The sequence below is a fragment of the Mycobacterium sp. P7213 genome, assembly GCF_900604305.1.
Taxonomy (GTDB): Bacteria; Actinomycetota; Actinomycetes; order Mycobacteriales; family Mycobacteriaceae; genus Mycobacterium.
The window spans coordinates 1-21,910 of the sequence record NZ_UWOA01000063.1; the positions used below are offsets into that span (position 1 = coordinate 1).

Genomic DNA, 21,910 nt, shown 5'->3' on the forward strand with positions numbered 1-21,910 from the left:
GGCCACTAGCGCCGGCCCCGGCACCACCGCCGGTACCACCGGCACCACCATGGCTGGCAGCAGCGCCATCGGTGCCATCACCGCCGTTCCCGCCGCTGCCGCCATCACCACCGTTGCGGCCACCCACAGGACTGCTCAGGCCGCCGTCACCGCCGTTGCCCCCGGCTCCAGCGGTGCTACCGGTTCCGCTGGCCCTGCCACCATCGCCGCCGTTCCCGCCGGAGCCCCCGTCGCGGCCGCCGGTGGGGCCGCTGATATTGCCGTAACCGCCGTTCCCGCCGTTGCCAGCGGTGCTGTCGGCACCAGTGACCGCACCGCCGTTACCGCCGTTGCCTCCGGAACCACCGTCCCGGACAGCCCAAAGGCCTGCCTGGCTGCCGTTGCCACCGTCACCGCCGACGCCCCCTGTGCTGCCAATGCCCTCAGCGCTACCGCCATCACCGCCGTTGCCGCCAGTGCCACCAGCTGCACCGGAGTTGAGGGGGAACATCGAGCCGGGGTACACGGTGGGTGTGCCGCCGACTTGGCGGCCACTGGCACCGCCATTGCCGCCGGCGCCACCGGTCCCGCCGTCGCCGACCGAGTTGCCGCCGTTGCCGCCGTTGCCGCCGTCACCGTTGGTGCTAAAGAACAGACCGGCTTGGCCGCCGGCACCGCCGTTGCCGCCGTCGCCGGCGTGGAGACCGTCCAGGCCCGTGCCGCCATCGCCGCCGGTACCGCCGTTGCCGAAGAACCCGCCTGCACCGCCGGCGCCGCCATCGGCACCAGCGCCGCCGTCGCCGCCGTCGCCGCCGTTACCCAGCCAGCCGCCATAGCCACCGGCACCACCGGCCACACCGTCTTCGGTGCTGCTCCAGCCGGTTCCGCCGTCACCGAAGATCCAACCTCCGTTGCCGCCGTCGACATCGGTTTCACTGCCATCAACTCCGTTGCAGATCAAGCCGCAGGAGCCACCGAAAGCGAACAACGGGTTGATGAGGTCGTCGATCTGCGAACCGAACGGACTGTCGATCCAGTCCTGCATCGCAGCATGCAACGGCAGGTAGACGTCGCTCTGGAACCAGTCGGCGAAGGAAGCGGAATCGAGCAGCGAAGTGACATCGGTGCTCAGGGCCGCACCTGCCAGGTCATCACCGTTGAACGCGAGGTCGAGCGTCGAAGCCGAGTCCGAACCGTCCCAGTAGCCGGGGTCGAACAGGGTGCCCCACGCAGCCGGATCTAACAGATCGCCGAAGAAGTCGTCGAAGTCTGCGTACGCCGCCGGGGCCAATCCGAAGGCCGCCCAGGCCCCTACAGACGCTCCCGCAGCGGTCACCCGCCGCAGTCCCGAGCGTGTGTTCAGCCGTGCCATCTTATTAGTCCCTTCTCAGTATCAGACCTCGTCATGGTAGCGAGGGATCGAGTTCTCGGCACCTTATGCGGAGGAGCGGTCACCAAGACTCCGCGCCTGTACTCGGAGGACGCGCCCGAAATCTTCTTTGGAGGGAAGTTGAAACTGGGGTAGCCAGCGGTAAGCCTTGAGCTGCGCCGCCGCTACGGCCTGTCTTGAGCCACCGCCGCGGTGCGTGGCCGCGGTCTGGGTCCTCTGGATTATTCACCCTGGCGGGGTGAGGATCTTCGTATGCATCATCCGGAGTCGGGGCCGCACATGCGGCTCGGCGCGAGGTCGAAAGTCGGCAGGGCCGCGTGTCATCTATTGCGCCGTGTCTCTGGTCACCTTCAAGATGAGATTCGTGCCTGCTTGGTGGGCACAAAAGGAAACTGACCGACACCCGAATGTCACGCCGGGCATGGCGTGCGGTGTCGATCAGCTCCACGGTCCCGATTGCTGGAAACAAAGGAAGGAACCTGTTGCACATGGTAGATCCGAAGATCCCGGACGAGAAGCCCTACCGATCTGCCGCGTCGCCGACACTGCAAGTGACCATCGCGATGGCCTGCGCTCTCGTCGTCGCCCAGGCCGTCGATTGGGTAACGGCGGTGCATGTCTTGCTGGCTGTGCTGGCCTTGTTCACGAGCGTGAATCGGGCGACGGCACTTCCGAATCGGCGGTGCGCCCGCTGTGGTCATCGGCAATGAGCCATCGGTATTCCCGGTGGTCTTAGCTGCCCCTTCCTCGTATTGGCCGGCTTTTGTGCGTTCCGGTGGTGGGTGTCAAGGGTCGGCCTGTGGTCGATCGCGTAGCGGCCGTGGCCCTTGACGCCCACCACCGGAACGTTCACCACAATGTGCGGGCCAGGAAGGGGCACTGTGACGTAATGACGTAATTGCACAGCGCGACGACGACGGTCTCGGCGGCCAGGTCCTCGGCGGTCTGACGGTCGGGCCAGCCGTCGAGGCGGCTGAGTCCGTAACCGGTGAGAGATTGCACCTTGCCGTAGATGTTCCCGCGGACAATCCAGGCACGGAGTACTCCGAGGCCGTAGCGGGCCAGCTCGCGTGTGAACCGCTCCCACTGTGAGCCGGCGAACCCGTTCAGCTGCAGAGCTAGCAGCAGTTCGTCATCAGCTTGGAGTCGCTGAAGGCGCGTTCTTGTTCATCAGCGAGTTCGGCGGCAAGGTCCGGATCGTCGAGCCAGCGACCGACCAAGCCGTTGTCGATCGGCGGGTTATCGGCGGCCTGGTTGTCAGGTTGTAAGCGCGCGGAATCGACCGGCGGGCCGAGTCGGTCTGGTCGATCCATAACTACATCTCCAGGAGGCGAGAAGGAGACAACCGATCCCTACGGTTGTCGCTTCCTCTTAAGTCCGCGGGTGACGGGCACCCCTGAAACTCCGAGGAAAATATTTTTCAGGAGCTTGCGACCAGGTGAAACAGCTCCATTGTGCTCCGTAGCAGCGACACGCAACCGACCTAGAGATCCGGCAGGGTACGTCAGCACCGTCAGCCGCCGGGCCGGCGATGAATTATGACGTGATGACGTAATGACGTATATACGTCATTACGCTTGGGTGGCTCGAGGTAATGGGCCCCCTCGGGCCCGTAGCTCCAACCAAAGGGCGGCCCGGCTGGCCGCGCCGCGCAGAGTGCGTGTGCACGGTGCCCTGTTATCACTCTGTCGAGCGCCCCGGAAATAAGTAGAGGACTGTTCACCGAATGCAGGGAGTCCCATGGTCGCCGTCGCCGTCATCGTTACCGAGATTCTGGCTGCCGCCGTCATCATTACCGCTCTCGTGGCCGGAGCTGTGGTGGTCGTAGCCCGGAGCTACGCAGACATCGTTCGTTTGGTCAGTGGCCGCGACGACGAGGTTGATCGGCACGATGCAGGGTCACGGTCGTGAACTATGCCGTGGCCGGCGGCGGTGCGTGAGAATGGTTGGCGGACGTTGGCCGGGTCCGCAGGCGGTCATGCTGCCGTGGCCGCGGCCGGGGTCCTCGGCGGCGGCGTAGGCGATTTCGTCGGCCACGTCGTCGATGCGCATGAGGAAGTCATCGAGGGCCTCACGACGGGCAGCCCGGACAAGTTGGGCCGCGTCCTCACTGTGTGGCATGACCCCATACCGGAGACCGTGGTCATTGATGACGGTGTCGATGAGGTCGTCGAATAGGCTGCTCAGCTCGCTGGCAGCGAGGTCAGCATGGCGCGTGATGAAGCCTTGGCGTCGATGTTTAGGCCACGAGGGTGGGAACCGCAGCCGCTCCCAATACAGCGATTCGATGCTGGCAACGAGGTCGTCATCGCAGGTGCCGTTCCCCCACGATGCGATCACCCGGCCTGCGAAGGGCTCGACCATAGAGTCACCCCCGATGCTCCATGCGATGCTGTAATAGCAACTATACGTCATTACGTTATTGCATTGTTACGTCTACTATCTCCTGTTGGCCTACCAGCTCTTCATGCGCGCGACCACGTGAGATTTATGAGGTGGACGAAGATGACAGCTACCGCCAACGGATGGGCGTCAGATCGGACCGCTTCGGCCCTCAAAGTCATGCACAGCGTCTCCGCGAGGCGTCTCGTTGAGGCGACTTCCGCAATAAAACTTTGGAGCAACCGCAGATGATTCGTAGTTGCATTTGAGTGGAATTGTAGTAGTGTCCGTCTTAGTAGTAGCCACGAAAGATCGAAGGAACGTGATGACGATGCCTGTCGTCGATGACGCAGTCTTGAACCACACCAAGACCGTTCGCCTGCCGCACGCTGAACTAGCCCGTCAGCTGGTCCAGCACCTGGGGCCGACCATGGTCGCCGTCATGGCCGGTGTGCGAGACAGGAAACTTCCCCACAAGTGGGCATCAGAAGGTGGGCCTACCCCTCGGGCTGAGGCGCTTCAGCGCCTGCAGGTTGCGCACCGTGCATGGTGCGCTGTTGCTAGCTCAGAAGGCGACGACGTCGCACGGGCATGGTTTATCGGGGCTAACCCACGCCTTCAAGAAGTGCCTCCGTATCTGGCTATACGCGATGGGGAGTTCCGCAAGGTGATGACTGCAGCGGCCGCTTTCGTGGATGGCACCGACAACTGACACGGTAATGCCGCACGGGGGTCTCCCCGCAGCTTAGAATGACCATCTCTAGCTGCGGGAGGCCACCGTTTGTCAGTCGATGTCCATCCCTGCGCGACCACAGGCATGGCGTTGGTGCCGGCCTCGCAACAAATCCTCTTCCGGCTAGCGAAGCCATCGTTTGGTCCCCTGAATCCACGCCGCCGAAGCATCAGCAGCTCTGACGACCGTACTGGTTGGAACCGATTCGATATTGCCGGCGAGCAAACGATTTACGCAGCATGCAGCCCCGAAGGTGCCTACGGGGAGCTGCTGGGGAGCCTCAAAAAGCCTCGGGGCGCGCCCGCTGCCAGGTACCTAGATGACACCGCTGGCGCCACCATCGATGAACTCATTGAGCAGGACTGGGTCGCTGCTGGCCGGCGGTTGCCGCCATACGCTGTAGATTTGAACTGGCTCTTTGGATTTCGGCTCTATATGCTCACCCTTCCGTCATCTGGATGGCTGGTGGAGGTCGAGCACTCACGTACAGTCGGATACCTGGAACAGCACATCCCGTGCGGGCTGTGGGAGCGGGGAATGAAGCAGGTCACGGTTGCAGAACTGAGAAGTCCGGACCGATCGTTGACCACACTCCTTGCGGAGCAGGTAGCAAATGTGCGTCTCGCTGATGGAACGCAGCCGATCGGAATCCGCTACGGCTCCAAGCATGGTAGCGACTGGACCTGCTGGACCGTCTGGTTACGCGACTCCATCAAAACCGCTATCGACGTTGATGACGGGATGGCTATCGCTCCCCGTCCCGCAATCCCGCATTAGCGAAGGTCTTGGACGCATACAACTTAACCGCTTAACCGCCCTGAGCGATTCGACCTAGGCCCCGCGATCAGGATCTCCCGCCGTAACCGAGCCTTGGCATCTGCCAACGCAATTACGTCTGTACGTCATAGCGTGTCGGTGCAGTGACGTCATTACGTCACCTCGCGTCGCTTTAGGTTGGCCGGCGTCCTAGCACTTCGTGCACGTGGCTGCGGTCTTTGGCCCCCAGTCCCTGAGGTCGTGGCTTATCGAGTTGATCCGGGCCGACCAGGCCCTCGTCGCTTGGGTTACAAAAAGAAAGGCCCCCCGCGGCCATGTTGCTGCGGAGGGTACCTTCAATTTTTCGCGAGGTCCTAGCCCTCGCCTCTGCTGTCAGACTACCAAGGAGACACGCTGTGCTTCAAGGCCTGAAGCTCCAGGCAGTCACCGATCACATCACCGGCGCCAGGCTATCCACTTACCTCGCCGCCGCTGGTTCTGACGTCGGCGCCGCTCTCGAGCTGTATCGCTGGAACATCGAGCTGGCGGGTGCCATGTACGAAGCGCTTGGGGTCGCCGAGGTATTCCTGCGAAACGCAGTCGATGCGCAGCTGCGGGTCTGGAACGCGGCGCAACCTCCGCATACAGGCCGTGGCATCACCTACAACCATGAGTGGGTGAAGATGCCGGCCGCTCCGCTGTGGGGGGTCCTAAATCCCCGCAGAGGTGGCGGGGCGGGAAATTACTCGACCTACCGCGACGCTTATCAGCGTGCAGAGAAAGACCGGGACGCTAGGACTCCAGGACATCGTCGCCATGGGCATGCGGTTGACCATGACGATGTGGTGGCTCACTTGACGTTCGGCACATGGAACGTGCTGCTGCCTCGCAAAAATTCATCCACTGCTCCCCCGGGGCTGAAACCCCGGCCACAGGCAACACTGTGGAATGCCGCCTTGCGGCATGCGTTTCCCAATCACCCAAACCCAGCGGTGATCAAGTTCTGGGTCGAGCGGCTCCACAGCATCCGAAATCGCGTGGCACACATGGAGCCCCTGCTCGACATCGACCCGATGAGTTATCACCGCACGGTGGCCCGGCTCTTGAAGGCGATCGACCCGGCGCTGACCGACTGGTACACCGCCAATAGCCGCATTCCGGAAGTGTGGCGGCGCCGGCCCAGTCCGTAGGGTATGACGTAACAACGTAAGTACGCTATGGCGTGTCGGTGCAGTGACGTTGTTACGTCATTGCGTACAGTCTTGCACATGGCTGTGATTTCTCTGGTTCATACGAAAGGCGGGGTCGCTAAGACGACTTCCGCGGTGTATCTGGCGACGGCCGCGCAGCGGCGTGGCCTGGACGTGGTGCTGGTGGATGCGGATCCGCAGGGCTCGGCTCTGGAGTGGGCGGCGGATGCGCGTGGAGACGCGCCGCTGCCGTTTCCCGTTGTGCCGGCGGGCCGGCCGTTGACGGTTGATCGGGATAAAGAGTTGGTGATTGTCGATACACCGCCAGGTACCGCGCAGGTAATCCAGGAGGCGATCGAAGTGGCCGACCTGGTGGTCGTGCCGACCGGGGCCTCACCGCTGGACGTCCGCCGAGTGTGGCCAACTCTGGAGATCACCGCGCACCGGCCGACAGCCGTGTTGTTGACCGGGGTGGATATGCGTACGCGCCTAGCTGATGAGGTGCGGGCGCTCCTGGAGGGCGAGGGCGTGCCAGTAGTTGGTACACCCATCGTGCGCAGGGAGGGTATTCGGCGCGCTTACGGCGCAGCACCGAGCCATTTGCACGGTTATGACGATGTGCTCAGCGAGTTGATGGGGGCGTTGGTCCATGCCTGATCTGTCGGCGAAGATGGCGGCTCGGGTGAAGACGGAGCCGGCCAAGCGGGCTGCTGAGGCATTCCGGTCGCCAGCCGATGAAATGCAGCGGGCCACGGTGTACCTACCCCGCGCGACGGTGCGTGCACTCAAGCAAGCCGCGCTTGACCGCGACACCAGCATGAGCAAGATCCTGACGGACTTGGCCGACCAGTGGCTCAAAGAGAACGTATTGACGTAATTACGTCAATACGTTCTAGTTAAGCAATGGAGCAGTTCCAAGACGAGATTCTTGACGCCGCCTACGCGGCGGCCGTTGAGGATAATCCGAGCTACCCGTATGAATCCGAGGCCGAACGAGACGCGGCCCGGCAGCGGCGCATTGCGCGCCAACGGGCGGTCGCGGAGTGACGCCGCTGCGCGGCCAGGTCTATCGTGCGGCCCGAAAGACGCACCTCAGCGCGGCCGCAAGACACTTCAGCATCTGCGAAACAAGCGCCTGCTACACGGCCCAACACCCGGGATCGGCCATCCTCCGACTCACAACACCTACCGGATTTGCCGACCGGACCGGATTGCCGTCCCGGTAACGATCGTTACTGGGACCGTGGTGCGGTGCGTCGCCGACCTGCGCGTTGGCGGTCCCGTAATCGTGTCCCACTTATGTCGGTGGGGTAGGGCAGCATCAGAGACATGGGTGACGTGATGAGCAATCTGTTCCGCCGGCCGACCGATGAGGACCGTGCACGCCGGGCGGCGGACTTGCTGCACCGTGCGGGCCTGGCGCGTACCTACGGCTGGGATGAGTACCGGTCTGTGTGGTCAACCGGCGAGGTGGCGGCCGTGGCTGCGCTACTGGGGCGGGGTGACGTTCTCGCGGGCGTCGGTGAGACGTTGGAATCGACCTGGGAGCGGTGGGCGTGCGACCTGTGGGGCCTCGACGACGGCCAGGCCGACATCGCCGCTGGCTGTCCAGCGACCCGTGAATGGTTCGCTACCACCCAGGGCCAGCTTTGAGCCTGCTCGGGTACGCGCGGGTGTCGACTGCCGAGCAGAGCACGCAGGCTCAGGTCGATGCGCTCAACGCCGCGGGCGCAGAAAGGGTTTTCGCCGACACCGCGTCTGGGCTGCGGGCCGACCGGCCGGCTCTGGCAGAACTTCTCGCTGCGGCCCAGGAGGGCGACACCGTGGTGGTTGCGCGCCTCGACCGGCTCGGCCGGTCGTTGCCTGAGCTACTGCGCCTCGTCGAGGACCTGGCAGGCCGTGGTGTGGCGCTGCGGTCGCTGGGGGAGCAGATCGACACCAGCACGGCCGCCGGCCGACTCGTCCTACACGTGTTCGGTGCGCTGGCCGAGTTCGAGCGCGCTGTGATGCGGGAGCGCACGGTGGCTGGCCTGGCCGCGGCCCGGGCACGCGGCCGGGTCGGCGGGCGCCGACCAGCGTTGAAGGGCGCGCGGCTGGCACACGCCCAGCAGTTACGTGCTCAAGGCGTCCCGGTCTGGGAGATAGCTCAGCTGCTCGGGGTCGGGCGGTCAACCGTCTACCGGACGCTCGGCGAGAACCCTGCAGCGGCCAGTTGATGGTCTGTTCCGGGGTTCAGCCCTTTGGCGGGTAGGGGTCTTTTTTCCCGACTGTGTCAGTGTTCCGAATCCGGTTGTTGTCCTTGCGGTGGTCTCGCACCTCGCCGCCGCCGCTGCGTTCCGCAAAGCCCCGTGCGGCGTCGTGCGCCTCAGCCTGGGTGCCGTAGCGCCCAGCAGCTCGCCCTGCCCCGGCACGTTTGGCGCCCCAGTCATCTGAATTTTTGTCGTACTGGACGTCGTAGTCAGCCACCGTGCTGCTCCTTATCGGCGTGATCGGTTGTTCAAAATTTACTCCCGCAGTACGACACGGACACGGACCTGAGCCACGGCCTATCGCCCTTCGGGCCGCTCAAGAAGCCCGCTGCTGTTCGTGTTCGATCTCGTCAATGAGGCTGCGCAGAGTGCGCGTGCCAAGTTTGTGTACGTCGTCGCTGAGGTAGTGCTCGTTGACGCGTTCACGCAATGCGATGGCCTCGTTGAGACGGTCAATTTCCATCGCCCCGCGCCAGGGCGCCGGCCGACGAAGCATCTCAGCCACCTCGCTGGCCCGGGAGTGCAGGTAGTGCGCCCGGCGGTCGTCGAGGGGCCCTGTCACGCTGTTGCGACATGCTCCAATACGACACCCGACGCGAGTGCGAATATCGGTGTGGCTCAACAGCTGTCGTGCCGCCTTTGCTGATACGGTGGCTCCGAGTCGGGGCAGATAGATACCGCCGGCGGCGCCACCGCTTTGCTCCTTGTCGGGGTCGGGGGCCTTGCGGTAGCGGGCCATCGTTTGGGCGTGATTGACCTTTTCAAGCATTCCCAGACCGACTGAGTAGGCGTCGGCGTGGCCCATGGCCAGAGCGGCGCGCCCGATGTTGCCCGACAGCCCCAGCGTGACGGTGATGTCGTACTCGCGGAACTGGTCGAGAACCCCGAAGGCGGCGCGGATCTTGCGGATACCTTCGTCGTCGCCGCCGAAGGGGGAGAAGCGGATCTCGACGTTACTGATCCCTGCGCCGGCGTACTCGGCGGCGAGATCGATGCCGAGGCGACTCACAGCGGTGGTCGAAATCGTGATCACGGCCCGTGTGGGTTTGTCGCTGACGGCCAACCGGGTGCGTTCGGCGAGATCGACGTTGAGGCGCGCGGTGCGCTCATCGGTGACGTAGAAGTGCGGTGCAGTGATGTGTGTGACCTGCGGCGGGTGCTTCTCAACTGTCAGACCGACCAGGGCGGCGCGGGCCACCTGGTTACCGGAGAGGTTGTTGATCTCGTAAGGCTGGCCGGTCCACAGCGGGAATTTGTCGAGGCCAAAACCGTCGTTGGCCAGCCGTTCGGCTGCGGGTTCCCAGTAGACGTGCCGGCCCGCGTCGACGGCGGCTGCAGCCGCGGCCGCTTGGTGACGCGCAGCCTTGGTGTCGAGGGTGATGGCGGCCGTGCCGGCATGGTCGCGGGACAGGAAGTCTTCGACCGGCTTGTGGTCGTTGGGTCCGAGCCGAAACTGAACGCCCATTGAAACTTCCTCTCGCCTGCCGGCATCACTTCGTGTCAGAATACATGACATAATGACTGACAAAAAGAAGACAGGCAGAGATCATGGGAGTTAATGCGCTCGCCTCGACCGTGTCGAGTGCGATCGAACACTTGGGATTGACCTACGAGGAGGTCGGCAACATCGTCGATGCGTCGGCCCGCTCGGTGGCGCGCTGGACCTCAGGTCAGGTCGTCCCGCAACGCCTCAACAAGCAACGACTGATCGAGCTGGCCTACGTCGCAGACGCGCTGACTGAAGTCCTTCCCCGCGACCAGGCCAACATGTGGATGTTCTCGCCGAACCGACTACTCGCACACAGCAAGCCCGCCGACCTGGTACGCGATGGGGAGTATCAGCGCGTCTTAGCCCTCATCGACGCCATGGCCGAAGGAATCTTCGTGTGAGCGATGCGCTCGATGAAGGCCTGGTGCAGCGCATCGATGCGCGTGGCACCATCCAATGGTCGGGAACGTGTGCTCGATACACCACAGCCCACCGTGAACCCTTGTCAGGGGAGGGCGCGCGCAGATTCGGTGGCAGGTGGAACCCGCCCTTGCTGTTCTCGGCGATCTACCTGGCCGATTCCGCGCAAGCCTGCATGGTTGAGGTGGAACGCGCTGCACAGGCGGCATCCACGACCCCAGAAAAGCTGCTCGAAGCGACCTACCGGCTACACACCATCGACGCCACCGACCTGGCCGTCCTGGATCTCACCACCGCTGACGCCCGCGAAGCGGTGGGGTTGGAAGACGACGACGTCTACGGAGATGATTGGTCAGCCTGCCAAGCAGTGGGCCATGCTGCGTGGTTTCTGCACGTGCAGGGCGTCCTGGTGCCCGCGGCTGGCGGAGTCGGCCTGGTCATCACCGCCTACGAACAGCGAACCCGCCCCGGCCAGCTCCACGTCAGTCACAGCGAGGATCTGACACCCACCCGCTACCGAGAACTACGGAACCCGTGACCGGACAACGCTGTCTGATCATCGCCGCCGTAGTACGACGACCTCGCTTAGGCGGCCACCAGGGCTAAGCCTGGGCTAAGCCGCAATGATCGTGTGCAGCCACACGACACCGACTCCGAATGCACTGCCGCCGGCCAGCACCGCTGTGGCCAGCTTCTTGGTACCGCAGTAGGTCAGGGCGCCGGCGGCGACGCCGATCAGGAGCCCGCCAATAAGCACAACAGCGGTGCGCAGCGTCATCAGCGGGTCAGTTGAAGGTGAGAGCATCGCAGGGGCCTTCCTGTAGAACATCGGTCCCTTCTTCTGGGTTGAGACGACGTTCTACACATGGGGCGTGCAGGCGAGGTGCCGCGGCGCGGCCAGGCGGCTAGGCCGCTCACCCGACCGATCTGGGGTTAAAGACCGAGGTAGTCGCCCTGGTCTCGCTCGCGGCGGGGCCGGCTTCGGCCCTGGTTAATCTGCTGCCAGATCGCCGCGGTGGTGTTGGCGGCGCGCTGATGGTCGCGGCGCAACGCGGCCCGCTGGGTCAAGGCATCGCCGGCGGCGGCGTCCGCCTGGGCGTCGTTGGCGGTGTCCTCGAGGGGCCGCCGGCCGCCGGACTGCCGCCGGTTCATGTCGCCGGCGGCGCGCAGCATGGCCAGCTCGACCTGCATCTGCGCGATGCTCGGCTGGCGAATATCGGGGTTTGCCAAGCTGATCCGGATATTCGGGCCTTGAAAAATAGTGTGAAAACGTGTCGGTTGGGTGTCCTACGCTGGTGAAATGGACCCTCGCGGTGTTGCACACGTTTGGCCACCACCAGTTCAGCAACAGTTGGGCCGACCACGGTTTTCGTGGATGGCCGTGGTGGCGCTGATTACCGCGATTGCCGCTCTGGTGGTGGGGAGTGCCGCTTTGGCGACGCGTCCGGCCGCGGCGCGAGAAGCCGCGCAGCCTTCCAGTGCACCGGCGGCGAGCGATACGACCCAAGCGGACCGCGCACTGTGCACCGCAATCGGCCCACTGTTGGCGGAGGAGAACCGGATAAACAACGAGTATGGCGAATTGGGCGATTCTGGTACGCCTGCGCGCGACGCGGCCACGCCGAAATTCATCACCGACATCGTCGACTGGATCAGACGGGTGCAGCCGGTCGTTGATGAGCACCAGGACGCCGACCCGTTTCTCCGGCGTAGCGTCCAGCGGTTCATCGACGACAAGCATCTGATCGCGCTGGACCTGGAGCCGGGACCGCTCCCGCTTTCCCTACGGACCTTGTTTTCCGATAGCGTCGGGGCATTTAGCGGTCCCTTGCACGTTTGCGAGCGGCTCGGGGTCGCGTGGTAGCGGTTACAGCTCCGGCGGGGATGCCGTGCCGCCAGTGGTCGGCAGTGATCGTCGGGGGAGTCTGGCCCCACACTGACCCGTCGAGCTTCCAGTCGGCTGCTGAGGCGCAGCACGGCAAGGGTGTTGAGTTGCTCGGCTGCGCCGACCAGATTCGTTCGATTGCTTCACAAGTCGCGGGGGAGCAGTCTGGCGACGCGATCACTGGCTTCTGCGATGCGTGCTACCGATCCGCGGCCACGTGCACTCAGCAGGCCGATGAGTACTTCGCGATGGCGCGGGTGTCCGAGGAGGTTGGCCGTCTCCTGGCCGGGCTTCGGGAGGACCTCGACGATGTCGACGCGCGAGCCCACGCTGAGATCGACAAGATCATGCAGGCGATGTCCTCGGGATCGCTGAATCCGGTGCTGGCCCAACAGCAGATCGCAGCTATCGTCGCCCAAGCACGGCGCGATGCAACGGCCATATCCGCCAAGGCCACAGCCGCCATCAGCGCACAAGGATCCTCAATTGGCCTCGGGGGCAACCCCTCTGGCCCTATACCTGGAAGCGGAACCCCGAGTACACCGCCCGAGAAATGTGCACCCGACTCAGCCAGCGGAATGTCGGCTGGCTGGCGGCGAGGCCCCGCACCAAAAGACGCGCCGCGCGATAGCGACAGCACCAAAGGTGGACCACACCGGCGCGAGCACAACATCGGGGAAGACAAGAGTTCGGGATCAAAAGGAACTGGCTCGGATGACTCCAGCCAGGGTGACATCGCGGGAACAGGTAATCGGTTCCCTGGGGAATCCGATGCTGTCCGAAAGGAGCATAACCTCGGTGCCGATGGCGCCGCTGGGACCCCGTCAGCAATACCGTCGCCGATGAGCATGCCCAGCTTGGGGTCAGGTAGCGGGAGCCCGCCATCGATGCCCTCGGCGGGTTCGTCAGGGTTGGGTAACAGCGGGCTCAGCATGCCGTCGACACCAACGGCGAGCACGCCAGCGGGGCTTGGCGGCAGCGGTCTGCCATCGCAAGGGTTGAGCTCCCCCGCGAGCCTGGGAGGTAGCGGGCTCTCTGGTGGCGCCGGGCCTGGGCCGGCGTCATCGTCGGACTTCTCCCGCGGCTTGAGCGCGGGCCTCGGGGGGCCGGCCGCGCCGTTCGCGCCGCCTGTGTCTCCGCCGTCGACCTCCGGCAGTGCTGGAACTGCGGGCGGTCTGTCGTCGGCACCTCCGCCGGTCGCTGCCGCCGCTGGCGGGCCCGCGGCGGCTAGTCCCGCCGTGGCACCCGGGCCTGCGATGAGTGCAGGTTCAGCGGTTGGTACCAGCGGCGTGTCGACTGGACCGTTGCCGCCGTTCGGGTCGGATGTCGCTCGCGCGCCCGCCTCCTCGGTGGCGGTAGCACCGGCGACAGGATCGCCGCCGGCTATGTCCGCCGCCTCATCAGGCTCCAGCTCGTCAGGCGGCACGGTGGCTCCGCTCCCACCCGGTGTTGTGGGATCGGGTGTTGGCGCATCGGCCGGTCTTGCCAACGAGGCGGTCCGATCCTCCAAGCCTGATCCATTGCTGGTGAGGGCATCTGAGCTGGTCGATCAGCTGCTGCGCGCCTCCGCGGTCCATGGACTGTTTCTGGACTGGTGCGTCGGCGTGTTTCTCACCCGGTCGGGCGCGGAGACGGTGATCACGAGTAGCGAGGGCGCTGGATTCATTCCGCGCGGAGTGTTTGTGCCGCGCTCTGCGCGGATGCTGTTCAGCGAGCCGGACCTACCGGGAGAGTTCCGGTCGCGCTGGTTTAGCTGGGCCAATCCGGCTGAAACGATGCTGGCATTCGCTGAGTGGGCGGCCGAACGTAGCCGGGCCGAGTTGTGGGCGCTGGCGGTCTCGACGGAGTACGGCGGCTCTGCAGCACCAGCCCGGGCGGCCGGTGTTCCGCATTTCGACGAATGCGCTACGAAGCCATCACCTAGTGGTGCCGTTGAGCCGATGCATCTCGACGAAGGACATATGCACCGGTTGGAGACCATCGACCGGGGTGAGTACGCGCGGCTGACCGGATTCGGTCGAGACGGCCGCATGCCCGATCGGTCCGAAGCATGGATGACCACGTTCGCCGCCGCACAGACGGCACTGGGCCGGGCCGGGACGGTGCCCGATCTTGCGGTGCCACCAATCATCCGGGAGGTGTTGGAGCTGCTGAGCAGTGGCGTGCAAGTACCGGCTGACCGGTGGTGGACGCTACGAGCGGAGGCCGTGCAGTTGATGAGCACGGGATCGGGACTGCGGCCGGGCTGGCTGCCTGGTGACGCCACTGCCGCTTCCCCGTATGTGCGGGCCTGCCACGATGTGGCGCGGCTGGCAGAGCTCCTGCTGCTCTGGGACCTCGACAACGATGCAGATGGACCGGATATCAAGCACCCGGAAATCGCTTATCTAGCAAGGCAAATAGCTGACTCGGCGGTAGGCCAGCAGGAACGCGAATGAGTGTTAGGGAACAGCTGGAACAGCTGGAGGTTGCGGCTGAGCAGACGATTGCTGCGGCCGCGGCCGCGGTGTTGTGGGCTGGTGAGGACAGCCAAGGAGTGCTGCGTCACGTCGCTGGCCTGGCTGCGGCGCAGATGTCCGCAGATCGCCACGCATATACGTCGATCATTGAACTTGGCCGCGCGGCTGCGCCCACGTACGCCGGCGCCGAGGAGTTCGCCGAGGGGTTTCGACTGACACACGCTGCGTCACCCTTCTTGGAGCCATCCGTGCTGCCCGAAGGCGCCGCTCCGCAGTGGTTCGCACGTGTGACGTCGGCACTGAGCGATGCGCTGGTCGACCGGGATGGGTACATATACATCGATGATCGTGGTCGCGGCGTGCCGCACCCAGATTCGGCGGTTCGAGTGCGGGCGGTGCACGGTTTGGTGCGTTATCACGCCCTGTGGCTGTGCAGTTTGTGGGGCCAAGAGTCGTTGCCGTTCAGTCTGATTGAGCAGGGTGCCCGCATCGTGTCCTACACGGCCCTACCACCGCAGCTTTAGAGTTCCAGCCCGTAACCTTCGTCGCGGCCGCGGCTGCGGCTGCGCGCACGGCTGGTGGCGTTGGTGATGCGTTGTAGGGCATCTTCTCGGGCGCGCGTTTCGGCGGTGCGTCGGCTCCAAGCGTGAGCCCGGGTAGTCCGTCGTTGATCGTTGCGGTCCAGGAGTGTGGCTAGCACCGTGGGTAGCAGGGCACGGTCAGTGGTCTCAGCGGCGGCGTGCATGGTCTGGGCCCGGTCGCCTTTGGCGGTCAAGATCGTGTGAAGGGCTGCGGCGGCTTCGTGTTTGGTGCCGCGCCGTACCTGTTCGTCGGCTTCGTTAGTCACGGCCGGGTAGATCGCGACGTGGTTTTCGTCGCGGGCTCGGGTCATCCCGACGTAGGCCACGGCGCGGCTGGCGCGGTCAGACATGATGGTCCAGCACACACCGGCACGGTCGCGACCTCCGAAAGTCCTTCCACCGACGGTCATGCCCTGGGCGGAGTGAACGGTGCCGGCATACCCGAGCGTGACGTGTTCTTTCAGGTAGTCACCGTCGAATACGGTACGGGCAGAGTCGGTGAGCCTCTTGGCGGCGATGCGGCCTCGGTCGGTGTCGACAGCGGTGACTAGCCAGCGGTTGCCGTTGCGGACCTGATCGAGTTGCTGGCCGCGTGAATGTTCCGGCCCCGGTTCAACTGCGATGTCGGCGTCGTTGCGTTTCGTCATGATCAGATCACCGGCGCGGACGTGCTGATCGCGTGCGGCCAGGACACTCGGCGCGTCTGCGGCGGTGTAGTGGTCGTGCAGCTTCTGGTTGATGGCATCAGCGACTTCCCAGCGGTCGCAGATGATCGCCGCGTCCTTGCCGGCCGCGCGGGCGGTGACGTAGGCCGTGGTGGCGTCTTGGGCCATCGCCACCTGATCGCCTGTGTGCAAGCGGCCCTGATTGCGGTACCAGCCAATCGCCTTGCGAAGTCGATTACCGCGCCCGGAGCGGACCACCAGCGACGCGTCACGCTCGGCAGGATCGCGCATGCGCCATACCTCCGAAAGGCGTTGCGACCAGGGCAGGTCCGTGCAGAGTTGCTCGAACATACCGCCGCGGGATTTGACCGGCGCGAGTTGATAAGCATCGCCGACGAGCACGATCTTGGCCCGCGCAGCGGTGGTGGCTTGAAGAAGCTTCGCCAGCTTTGGCGTGCCGACCATGGCGGCTTCATCGACGACGACCACGGTGCTCCGATCGAGGCGGAGCTGATCGTCACCGATGAGCCTGAGCGCTTTGTCCACGGTCAGGCCACGGTCGCCGGCCTGCTCACGCATGGCCTCGTCCACCGCGCGGCCAGTCGGCGCGACCACGAGCACCTTCTTGCCGCCGCGGTGCGCGCCCGCACGGAGTGCTTTGAGGGAGTGGGTCTTGCCGGCGCCGGCCGGCGCTTGCAGTGGCTGCACGAGGTAGGGCGAGGACGCGATATTGCCGACGGCCCGCGCTTGGTCGGCGGAGAGGTCTCCGAGGTCGTCGCGGCGCACGTCGATGCGGGTCCGCGCGTCTTTCTCGTCGATCATCTCGAAGATGCGTTCTTCCTCGCGGATGATCGCGTCCACCGTGTAGTGCTCGTGGCCTTCGCGGTGGTGGCGTTCGCGCTGCGCGGAGACGCGGATCGAGACGGTGTCGACGATCTTTTCGATGAGCTCGCGCGGGCTGCCGGGCGCGTCGTAGGGCAGTAGCGCGCCGACCAGCTCCACCAGGTCGGCGCGGGTAAACGCGGCCTTGTCGATGCGCGCGACCATCTGCGCCAGGCGCGGGCGCACCAACAGATCACGCGATGCGCCGCGGTTGGCGCGGCGCGCTTCGGTGTGCGCGGCGCGGTCGATCTCCAACCCGCGCGCATCGGCGCGCCACTGCTCTTTGAGGTCGGCCCACGCGAGCGATTCCGGTTTCCGCGGCCGCGTCGCCTTTTGCGCGGCTTGCAGCTGCGCCGCGGTGGGCTCCCCATCGACAACGACAAGGTTGTCGCGCGCCCATTCCCGCAGCCGCGTCGACCGCTGCGACCACGCCTTGATGCACGCCTTGGTGATGCCCGCGATTTCGGCCATGCCGGAGTGCTCACCAACCGTGGTGAACTCGAAACCCCGCTCGGCGTGCAGTTCGTGACGCAGCACCGATTGGTAGACAATGCCGGCGGCCTTGGCCTCGTGATGCAGCGATTTGGAGTCGATCGACACCAGCACACCGTCGGCGCGCGCCTGCCGGTTGGGCAGGATGACGTGGGTGTGCAGGTGCGGATCACCACACCGTGACGTCTCGTGCTGGTAGGCGATGGCAGTCAACCCCGGCAGCCGCTGCAAATCCTTGTTGCCGGTCAGCGGGTTGTGGACCCGGGTGTAGCCGGCGTGCTGATGCAGGTAGTCCAGGGCCGCCTTGACGGCCCGCGTGTGGGCCTCGGCGACCACCTTCTCATTAAGATCGGTGCTCAGCGCCCGCACCAACGACACGCTCTTGGGTGCGGCGAACGTCAGATCAAAGCCGTGCACTGACCCGGTGGTAAATGCCCGACCAGTCGCCCCATTCGGGGCGATGCCGTCGTCCAGCCAGGCCGACACCTGATCACCGTCAGCAAACCCACCGGCGACTTGAGCGTCAGTCAACCCAGTCAGCTCAGCAACCTGCGAAGCATCCCCGGTGACGATCCAGGTCGGCACCCGAGTGTCGCCCTCGGTGTAGTACTCACCGAGCCCACCACCGGCGGCCTGCCGGTCCATCGCGGCCTGCTTGGCCTCGCTCGCCGTCTTCTCGTAGTAGGCGATGCTCGAGCGCGAGAGGCGAGAAAGCGTCAACACGAGCGACCACCTCCTGACCCGGCCGATCCCGTTCGCCCGCTGGGGGACGGGACGGTTGTGGACGCGCCCCGCGCGGCCGCAACCAGTCTTGCACAACTTGTGCCAATGTGCCAGAAATTGCAGTGATGGTTTGGGTGGTGGGGTAGGAAGTGGTCAGGTGTGGTGGTGGGCGTGTGAGAATGAGGGAGCGGAGGTGTCAGGGCAAGGGGAGGTGGTGATGTTGTGGTGCTGGGGATGGGAGTGGAGGTGAGGTTGATGGAGGCGTTGGTGCAGCGAGGCGGCGACGCGTCAGAGCGGGTGCTGTCCTGGCTTGTCGACGGCACGATGCTATCGCCAGCACATGCCGACATCGTCTGGATCGAACCGCCATGCGCGTAGCAGAGCACGGTGGCTCCTAGACCAGGAGTGTTCCTGCTGGCAAACGGACCACGGCTACGACCAGTACGTTGCGCGGGTGATCAACGCTTCGCGCGCAGCATGATCAGCGGGGGCTATGACGGTGCGCGGCAGCCTGGCGCGCGAGTGCCAGGGCTTCGAATGCTGCGGCATGGCCAGGTCCCGTCAGGGCCGCTTTGCCGCGCGCCCGACCAGCAGCATGTTCGCGCCGCGCTTGTTCTCTGGATGTGGTCCGCACCTGAGCCTCGGAGGGTGTCTTGTCGGTGCCGGCGGCGTAACCGCCGGTGTTGTGGGCTGTTGGTGGTGACCAGTCGATGCGTTTGAGTCGTGATGCCAGGAACGCTCCAGGATGCCGTATCTGGTCGGGCCAGGTCCAGCCGGTTGTGCGCATGTCGGTGTTGAGTGCGGTGGTGATCTGGCGTGCTGTCCAGATCTGTGGGTCGATGCAGGCGGCGCTGAGTGCGTCGCAGATGGCACCTGCGTGACTGTGCCCGATCCCGTGGCATGTGTTGATGAGCTCGGCGGCGAGCCGTTGGAGCGTCAGCGGCCGTGGGCCGCGGCGCGGCCCACGGTTTTTTGGTCGAGGGTTCTCCGTGCGGGCGCGCGGACGCGCGCTTGGTGAGGGAGTCCCTACGGGACGTAAAGAGCTAGAAACCGCCTTCGGCGGTAGGTCGGGAAACTCCACAGCTGTGGACTGCTCGCGAACCGGGATCAGGTGGTAGATCGACGGCCGGCGGCCGCATTCGGGGGTAGTGGGTGAGCCGTGTCCGCGCTGGGCCTCCAGGACCCAGCCGGCGGTCCGCAGCACCCGCCAGGCGACAGTCACTGTGTCGGGGCCACAGCCGGCTACAGCGCCGATCGTGGCGCGGGTCACCGCACAGTGTCGCCCGGTAGCGTGATCGGCGTGCTCAGCCATTGCGGTGGCGATCGCGACGAGCGTGGGGGCTGCAATCGACACCCGCTTGCTGCGACACACCTGCGCTAGCTGCGGTGTGGCCGCCCATGCCTGCACATCGTCGAGCCACGCCTGGCGGCTGCGCCACACCGGAACGCGGGCCGCACACGAGCCCGCGCGGGTGACCCAGTCCCGTCGGCGGTGTTGCTTATCGGCAACACGCAGGTCAACGCGGATATTAGAAACACAGTGGTCACGGGTTTGCGCGTCTGCTCGAATCTGATGCAGATATGCGCTACCGTGAGACGAGTCGACCAAGACACGTCCCTTTCGGGGGGCACCGAAAGCCCTGGTGCCAGCCGGGGCTTTCGTCGTCTATTGAGCTGTCACATCTGCCCGTATCGGGCGTTCGGTTCACATCGCCAGCGGCAGTGCCTCCGGTATGTCGCGTACCAGGTCGGTGCGGCCAACTGCGGCCGCAATCAGGTCAGCCGCTACCTGGCTGACCGACGAACCGCGTTCTGCAGCCAGCTGGCGCAGATCGGCGTAGACCTCCGCATGCACCCGCGTCTTAATCTGCTCGCGCGGACCCTTATGTGGTTGAGCCATGACGCCATCATGGCTGCAAGTACCAGGTACAGCGGCCATGACACGCCGGGCGCCGTGATGTTTTTGTGACCGCGCAAGTCTCACCTGCGCAGCAAGGCGTTGTAGGGAAATTGACCGCGGACGATTTGCCGCGCAGCCGCTTGCGCTTTGGTGTCCGCTGGATTGCCGAGAAGTCGGTTGATGACGTCGAAGGCCATGTGGAGGACAACCTGCTGAACATCCGAATCATCGACAGACATACACACCCCTGCATAGAAACTTTGTATGTTTCGAAGTTACAGAGTTAATGAGGGATCTGGCAACCTCCAACGCCTGTTGGCGATCTCAGAGCCCGAGGGACGTCCGCAGGTCGGCCTCGGTGGCGCCAGCCAGCTCCGCTTCCCGACTGAGCAGGAGATCAATCGCCACCCGGATGAGCGTGTTTTCAGTGATGCGGTCGCCACGGCCCCGCCGCTGACGGTTGAGGCTACGGCTCAATTCACTCAGTGAGCTGTACTGATCCGGCCGCAGCCGAGTCTCCTTCCGCTCAAGCTTGTCGTACCGGACCCACTGCCCGGGGGTGAGCCCGTCCGCGGGCAGGTGGTTGTCGTCGCTCCTCGGCATGTCGTCGCCTGACTGTGAGTCTGTTAGTCCGTAAGTTGAGCCTACTGCCAGGTTTCCTTGGGTCGATTCTGTAGGTATCCGCTCGGATGCAAGCGGCTACGGGGCCTTCGAGGACCTCGGAGCAATATGCCTCAGCCAACGCATTCAGCAAGGCGATGGCGGCCGTGACCGACATGGACGAGTCCGATCCCGACACATTGGAAGTCGGTGGCCGTGAAGCGTTTCCGCCATCGTCTGACGCCAACCGCAGCAGCGCCTAGTCCTCTAATCGAATGCCGACCGCCTCGTCAGCTTCCGATCGGGACGAATCCGCTGCCGGGTCCGTCGCCGGCGTTGACGGCAGCCCACCTCACTTGTCAGCTGGATGGGTTCTCCGCGGTTGCGCCATCAGCGCCCGGTGTTCCGGGTGTTCCGTCGCCGCCGCCGTTTCCGCCGTTGCCGCCGGGGTTCTGGGAACTCCCACCGCCGTTACCGCCGTTGCCGCCGACACCGTTGCCGTTGGGACCGACCTGGCCGCCGTTTCCGCCGTTTCCGCCGATGCCACCTTGGGCGTCCAGCGGGCCGGAGCCGCCGTTTCCGCCGTTTCCGCCGTTTCCGCCGATGCCACCGTTGGCATTTCCGCCGTTTCCACCGGTGCCGCCTTGGCCGGTTGCGATATCTCTGTCTGGATCATTTGGCATGGCGCCCATGCCGGAGCCGCCGTTGCCGCCATCGCCGCCGTTGCCGCCTTGGCCGCCGGTACCGGCGCCACCGCCGCCACCGCCGCCGCCACCGGCATGTCCCAAGCTGCCGGTGGTTGATCCGGTGCCGCCGCTTCCACCGGCGCCACCGACGCCGCCATCGCTGGCACCACCGGCCCCTCCAACGCCACCGTTGCCTCCATGGCCACTAGCGCCGGCCCCGGCACCACCGCCGGTACCACCGGCACCACCATGGCTGGCAGCAGCGCCATCGGTGCCATCACCGCCGTTCCCGCCGCTGCCGCCATCACCACCGTTGCGGCCACCCACAGGACTGCTCAGGCCGCCGTCACCGCCGTTGCCCCCGGCTCCAGCGGTGCTACCGGTTCCGCTGGCCCTGCCACCATCGCCGCCGTTCCCGCCGGAGCCCCCGTCGCGGCCGCCGGTGGGGC

General features: G+C 65.2%; 26 protein-coding genes and 1 pseudogene. 12 read left to right on the forward strand and 15 right to left on the reverse strand.

Going from position 1 to position 21,910, the window contains the following annotated elements; genetic code table 11:
- The 4 genes from EJK91_RS23035 to EJK91_RS22190 all read right to left on the reverse strand — a co-directional run.
- Window positions 1-1,351 (reverse strand): PGRS repeat-containing protein (locus tag EJK91_RS23035; RefSeq protein ID WP_346773477.1); only part of this gene is annotated, 1,351 nt, incomplete at its 3' end.
- 867 nt (window positions 1,352-2,218) lie between these two features.
- Window positions 2,219-2,371, reverse strand: coding sequence for a hypothetical protein (locus EJK91_RS22735; RefSeq protein WP_241178750.1), 153 nt, complete (start codon window positions 2,369-2,371; stop codon window positions 2,219-2,221).
- A 116-nt stretch (window positions 2,372-2,487) separates the two neighbouring features.
- On the reverse strand, window positions 2,488-2,682 hold the full coding sequence (locus EJK91_RS22740) for a hypothetical protein (protein WP_241178751.1): 195 nt from the start codon (window positions 2,680-2,682) through the stop codon (window positions 2,488-2,490).
- A 586-nt stretch (window positions 2,683-3,268) separates the two neighbouring features.
- Window positions 3,269-3,733, reverse strand: a complete 465-nt coding sequence (locus EJK91_RS22190; protein ID WP_206430444.1) for a hypothetical protein — start codon at window positions 3,731-3,733, stop codon at window positions 3,269-3,271.
- A 799-nt stretch (window positions 3,734-4,532) separates the two neighbouring features.
- Between EJK91_RS22190 and EJK91_RS19210 the strand changes: the two genes are divergently transcribed.
- The 7 genes and pseudogenes from EJK91_RS19210 to EJK91_RS19240 all read left to right on the forward strand — a co-directional run bounded on the left by EJK91_RS19210 (window position 4,533) and on the right by EJK91_RS19240 (window position 8,646).
- Window positions 4,533-5,261 (forward strand): hypothetical protein, encoded by a 729-nt coding sequence (locus EJK91_RS19210; RefSeq protein ID WP_125079701.1) that lies wholly within the window; start codon window positions 4,533-4,535, stop codon window positions 5,259-5,261.
- A 395-nt stretch (window positions 5,262-5,656) separates the two neighbouring features.
- Window positions 5,657-6,430 carry a hypothetical protein gene (locus EJK91_RS19215; protein WP_125079702.1) on the forward strand — a complete coding sequence of 258 codons (774 nt, stop codon included), beginning with the start codon at window positions 5,657-5,659 and terminating at the stop codon, window positions 6,428-6,430.
- A 78-nt stretch (window positions 6,431-6,508) separates the two neighbouring features.
- Window positions 6,509-7,087 (forward strand): ParA family protein, encoded by a 579-nt coding sequence (locus tag EJK91_RS19220; RefSeq protein ID WP_125079703.1) that lies wholly within the window; start codon window positions 6,509-6,511, stop codon window positions 7,085-7,087.
- Window positions 7,080-7,307, forward strand: coding sequence for a hypothetical protein (locus EJK91_RS19225; RefSeq protein WP_125079704.1), 228 nt, complete (start codon window positions 7,080-7,082; stop codon window positions 7,305-7,307). The genes EJK91_RS19220 and EJK91_RS19225 overlap by 8 nt, the downstream gene beginning before the upstream one ends.
- Before the next feature lie 29 nt (window positions 7,308-7,336).
- Window positions 7,337-7,477 (forward strand): annotated as a pseudogene (locus tag EJK91_RS19230) (antitoxin); the annotation flags it as partial.
- 294 nt (window positions 7,478-7,771) lie between these two features.
- Window positions 7,772-8,083 carry a hypothetical protein gene (locus EJK91_RS19235; RefSeq protein ID WP_241178752.1) on the forward strand — a complete coding sequence of 104 codons (312 nt, stop codon included), beginning with the start codon at window positions 7,772-7,774 and terminating at the stop codon, window positions 8,081-8,083.
- Window positions 8,080-8,646 (forward strand): recombinase family protein, encoded by a 567-nt coding sequence (locus tag EJK91_RS19240; protein WP_125079706.1) that lies wholly within the window; start codon window positions 8,080-8,082, stop codon window positions 8,644-8,646. The genes EJK91_RS19235 and EJK91_RS19240 overlap by 4 nt, the downstream gene beginning before the upstream one ends.
- A 16-nt stretch (window positions 8,647-8,662) precedes the next feature.
- Here EJK91_RS19240 and EJK91_RS19245 read toward each other — a convergent pair whose 3' ends face one another.
- Both EJK91_RS19245 and EJK91_RS19250 read right to left on the reverse strand, forming a co-directional pair.
- Complete coding sequence (locus EJK91_RS19245; RefSeq protein ID WP_125079707.1) at window positions 8,663-8,896, reverse strand: DUF2188 domain-containing protein; 234 nt, start codon at window positions 8,894-8,896, stop codon at window positions 8,663-8,665.
- Window positions 8,897-8,995: 99 nt separating this feature from the next.
- Window positions 8,996-10,144, reverse strand: coding sequence for a hypothetical protein (locus EJK91_RS19250; protein ID WP_125079708.1), 1,149 nt, complete (start codon window positions 10,142-10,144; stop codon window positions 8,996-8,998).
- An 83-nt stretch (window positions 10,145-10,227) separates the two neighbouring features.
- Between EJK91_RS19250 and EJK91_RS19255 the strand changes: the two genes are divergently transcribed.
- Complete coding sequence (locus EJK91_RS19255; RefSeq protein ID WP_125079709.1) at window positions 10,228-10,569, forward strand: antitoxin Xre/MbcA/ParS toxin-binding domain-containing protein; 342 nt, start codon at window positions 10,228-10,230, stop codon at window positions 10,567-10,569.
- Complete coding sequence (locus EJK91_RS19260) at window positions 10,566-11,126, forward strand: RES family NAD+ phosphorylase (RefSeq protein ID WP_125079710.1); 561 nt, start codon at window positions 10,566-10,568, stop codon at window positions 11,124-11,126. Before EJK91_RS19255 ends, EJK91_RS19260 begins: the two co-directional genes overlap by 4 nt.
- A 75-nt stretch (window positions 11,127-11,201) precedes the next feature.
- Here EJK91_RS19260 and EJK91_RS19265 read toward each other — a convergent pair whose 3' ends face one another.
- Both EJK91_RS19265 and EJK91_RS19270 read right to left on the reverse strand, forming a co-directional pair.
- Window positions 11,202-11,393: a hypothetical protein gene (locus tag EJK91_RS19265; protein ID WP_125079711.1), complete on the reverse strand. Its 192-nt coding sequence runs from the start codon at window positions 11,391-11,393 to the stop codon at window positions 11,202-11,204.
- A gap of 128 nt (window positions 11,394-11,521) precedes the next feature.
- Window positions 11,522-11,818: a hypothetical protein gene (locus tag EJK91_RS19270; protein ID WP_125079712.1), complete on the reverse strand. Its 297-nt coding sequence runs from the start codon at window positions 11,816-11,818 to the stop codon at window positions 11,522-11,524.
- Between the two features lie 145 nt (window positions 11,819-11,963).
- Between EJK91_RS19270 and EJK91_RS22745 the strand changes: the two genes are divergently transcribed.
- A complete protein-coding gene (locus tag EJK91_RS22745) occupies window positions 11,964-12,452 on the forward strand; it encodes a hypothetical protein (RefSeq protein ID WP_241178753.1) in 489 nt (162 codons plus the stop codon).
- 164 nt (window positions 12,453-12,616) lie between these two features.
- Here the strand turns inward: EJK91_RS22745 and EJK91_RS22750 are convergent, their stop codons facing one another.
- On the reverse strand, window positions 12,617-12,892 hold the full coding sequence (locus EJK91_RS22750) for a hypothetical protein (protein ID WP_241178754.1): 276 nt from the start codon (window positions 12,890-12,892) through the stop codon (window positions 12,617-12,619).
- A gap of 1,107 nt (window positions 12,893-13,999) precedes the next feature.
- On the opposite strand from EJK91_RS22750, the gene EJK91_RS22755 reads away from it, so the two are divergent.
- Window positions 14,000-14,911, forward strand: coding sequence for a hypothetical protein (locus tag EJK91_RS22755; RefSeq protein WP_241178755.1), 912 nt, complete (start codon window positions 14,000-14,002; stop codon window positions 14,909-14,911).
- Window positions 14,908-15,456: a hypothetical protein gene (locus EJK91_RS19285; protein WP_125079714.1), complete on the forward strand. Its 549-nt coding sequence runs from the start codon at window positions 14,908-14,910 to the stop codon at window positions 15,454-15,456. Before EJK91_RS22755 ends, EJK91_RS19285 begins: the two co-directional genes overlap by 4 nt.
- Here EJK91_RS19285 and mobF read toward each other — a convergent pair.
- The 6 genes from mobF to EJK91_RS21955 all read right to left on the reverse strand — a co-directional run.
- Window positions 15,453-18,275, reverse strand: coding sequence for a MobF family relaxase (gene mobF, locus EJK91_RS19290; RefSeq protein WP_125079715.1), 2,823 nt, complete (start codon window positions 18,273-18,275; stop codon window positions 15,453-15,455). The two genes, EJK91_RS19285 and mobF, sit on opposite strands and share 4 nt — an antisense overlap.
- A 481-nt stretch (window positions 18,276-18,756) precedes the next feature.
- Window positions 18,757-19,884, reverse strand: coding sequence for a rep protein (locus EJK91_RS19295; RefSeq protein ID WP_125079716.1), 1,128 nt, complete (start codon window positions 19,882-19,884; stop codon window positions 18,757-18,759).
- Between the two features lie 96 nt (window positions 19,885-19,980).
- The gene (locus EJK91_RS19300) at window positions 19,981-20,175 is read right to left on the reverse strand and encodes a hypothetical protein (protein WP_064920599.1); all 195 of its coding nucleotides are present in this window, start codon (window positions 20,173-20,175) and stop codon (window positions 19,981-19,983) included.
- A gap of 80 nt (window positions 20,176-20,255) precedes the next feature.
- Entirely contained in the window at window positions 20,256-20,414 is a 159-nt protein-coding gene (locus EJK91_RS21950; protein WP_164518030.1) for a hypothetical protein, read from the reverse strand.
- A gap of 85 nt (window positions 20,415-20,499) precedes the next feature.
- Window positions 20,500-20,778, reverse strand: a complete 279-nt coding sequence (locus tag EJK91_RS19305) for a hypothetical protein (protein WP_125079717.1) — start codon at window positions 20,776-20,778, stop codon at window positions 20,500-20,502.
- 356 nt (window positions 20,779-21,134) lie between these two features.
- On the reverse strand, window positions 21,135-21,910 hold a 776-nt coding region (locus tag EJK91_RS21955), incomplete at its 5' end, for a hypothetical protein (protein ID WP_206430446.1).

Bases quoted from the DNA above. Each gene is read 5' to 3' on its own strand.
- EJK91_RS22740 (WP_241178751.1), bottom strand. From the start codon at position 2,682: ATGGATCGACCAGACCGACTCGGCCCGCCGGTCGATTCCGCGCGCTTA.
- EJK91_RS22190 (WP_206430444.1), bottom strand. From the start codon at position 3,733: ATGGTCGAGCCCTTCGCAGGCCGGGTGATCGCATCGTGGGGGAACGGC.
- EJK91_RS19220 (WP_125079703.1), top strand. From the start codon at position 6,509: ATGGCTGTGATTTCTCTGGTTCATACGAAAGGCGGGGTCGCTAAGACG.
- EJK91_RS19300 (WP_064920599.1), bottom strand. From the start codon at position 20,175: ATGGCTCAACCACATAAGGGTCCGCGCGAGCAGATTAAGACGCGGGTG.
- EJK91_RS19285 (WP_125079714.1), top strand. From the start codon at position 14,908: ATGAGTGTTAGGGAACAGCTGGAACAGCTGGAGGTTGCGGCTGAGCAG.
- EJK91_RS19265 (WP_125079711.1), bottom strand. From the start codon at position 11,393: ATGCTCTCACCTTCAACTGACCCGCTGATGACGCTGCGCACCGCTGTT.
- EJK91_RS21950 (WP_164518030.1), bottom strand. From the start codon at position 20,414: ATGTCTGTCGATGATTCGGATGTTCAGCAGGTTGTCCTCCACATGGCC.
- EJK91_RS19225 (WP_125079704.1), top strand. From the start codon at position 7,080: ATGCCTGATCTGTCGGCGAAGATGGCGGCTCGGGTGAAGACGGAGCCG.
- EJK91_RS19305 (WP_125079717.1), bottom strand. From the start codon at position 20,778: ATGCCGAGGAGCGACGACAACCACCTGCCCGCGGACGGGCTCACCCCC.
- EJK91_RS19255 (WP_125079709.1), top strand. From the start codon at position 10,228: ATGGGAGTTAATGCGCTCGCCTCGACCGTGTCGAGTGCGATCGAACAC.
- EJK91_RS22745 (WP_241178753.1), top strand. From the start codon at position 11,964: ATGGCCGTGGTGGCGCTGATTACCGCGATTGCCGCTCTGGTGGTGGGG.
- EJK91_RS19250 (WP_125079708.1), bottom strand. From the start codon at position 10,144: ATGGGCGTTCAGTTTCGGCTCGGACCCAACGACCACAAGCCGGTCGAA.
- EJK91_RS19235 (WP_241178752.1), top strand. From the start codon at position 7,772: ATGAGCAATCTGTTCCGCCGGCCGACCGATGAGGACCGTGCACGCCGG.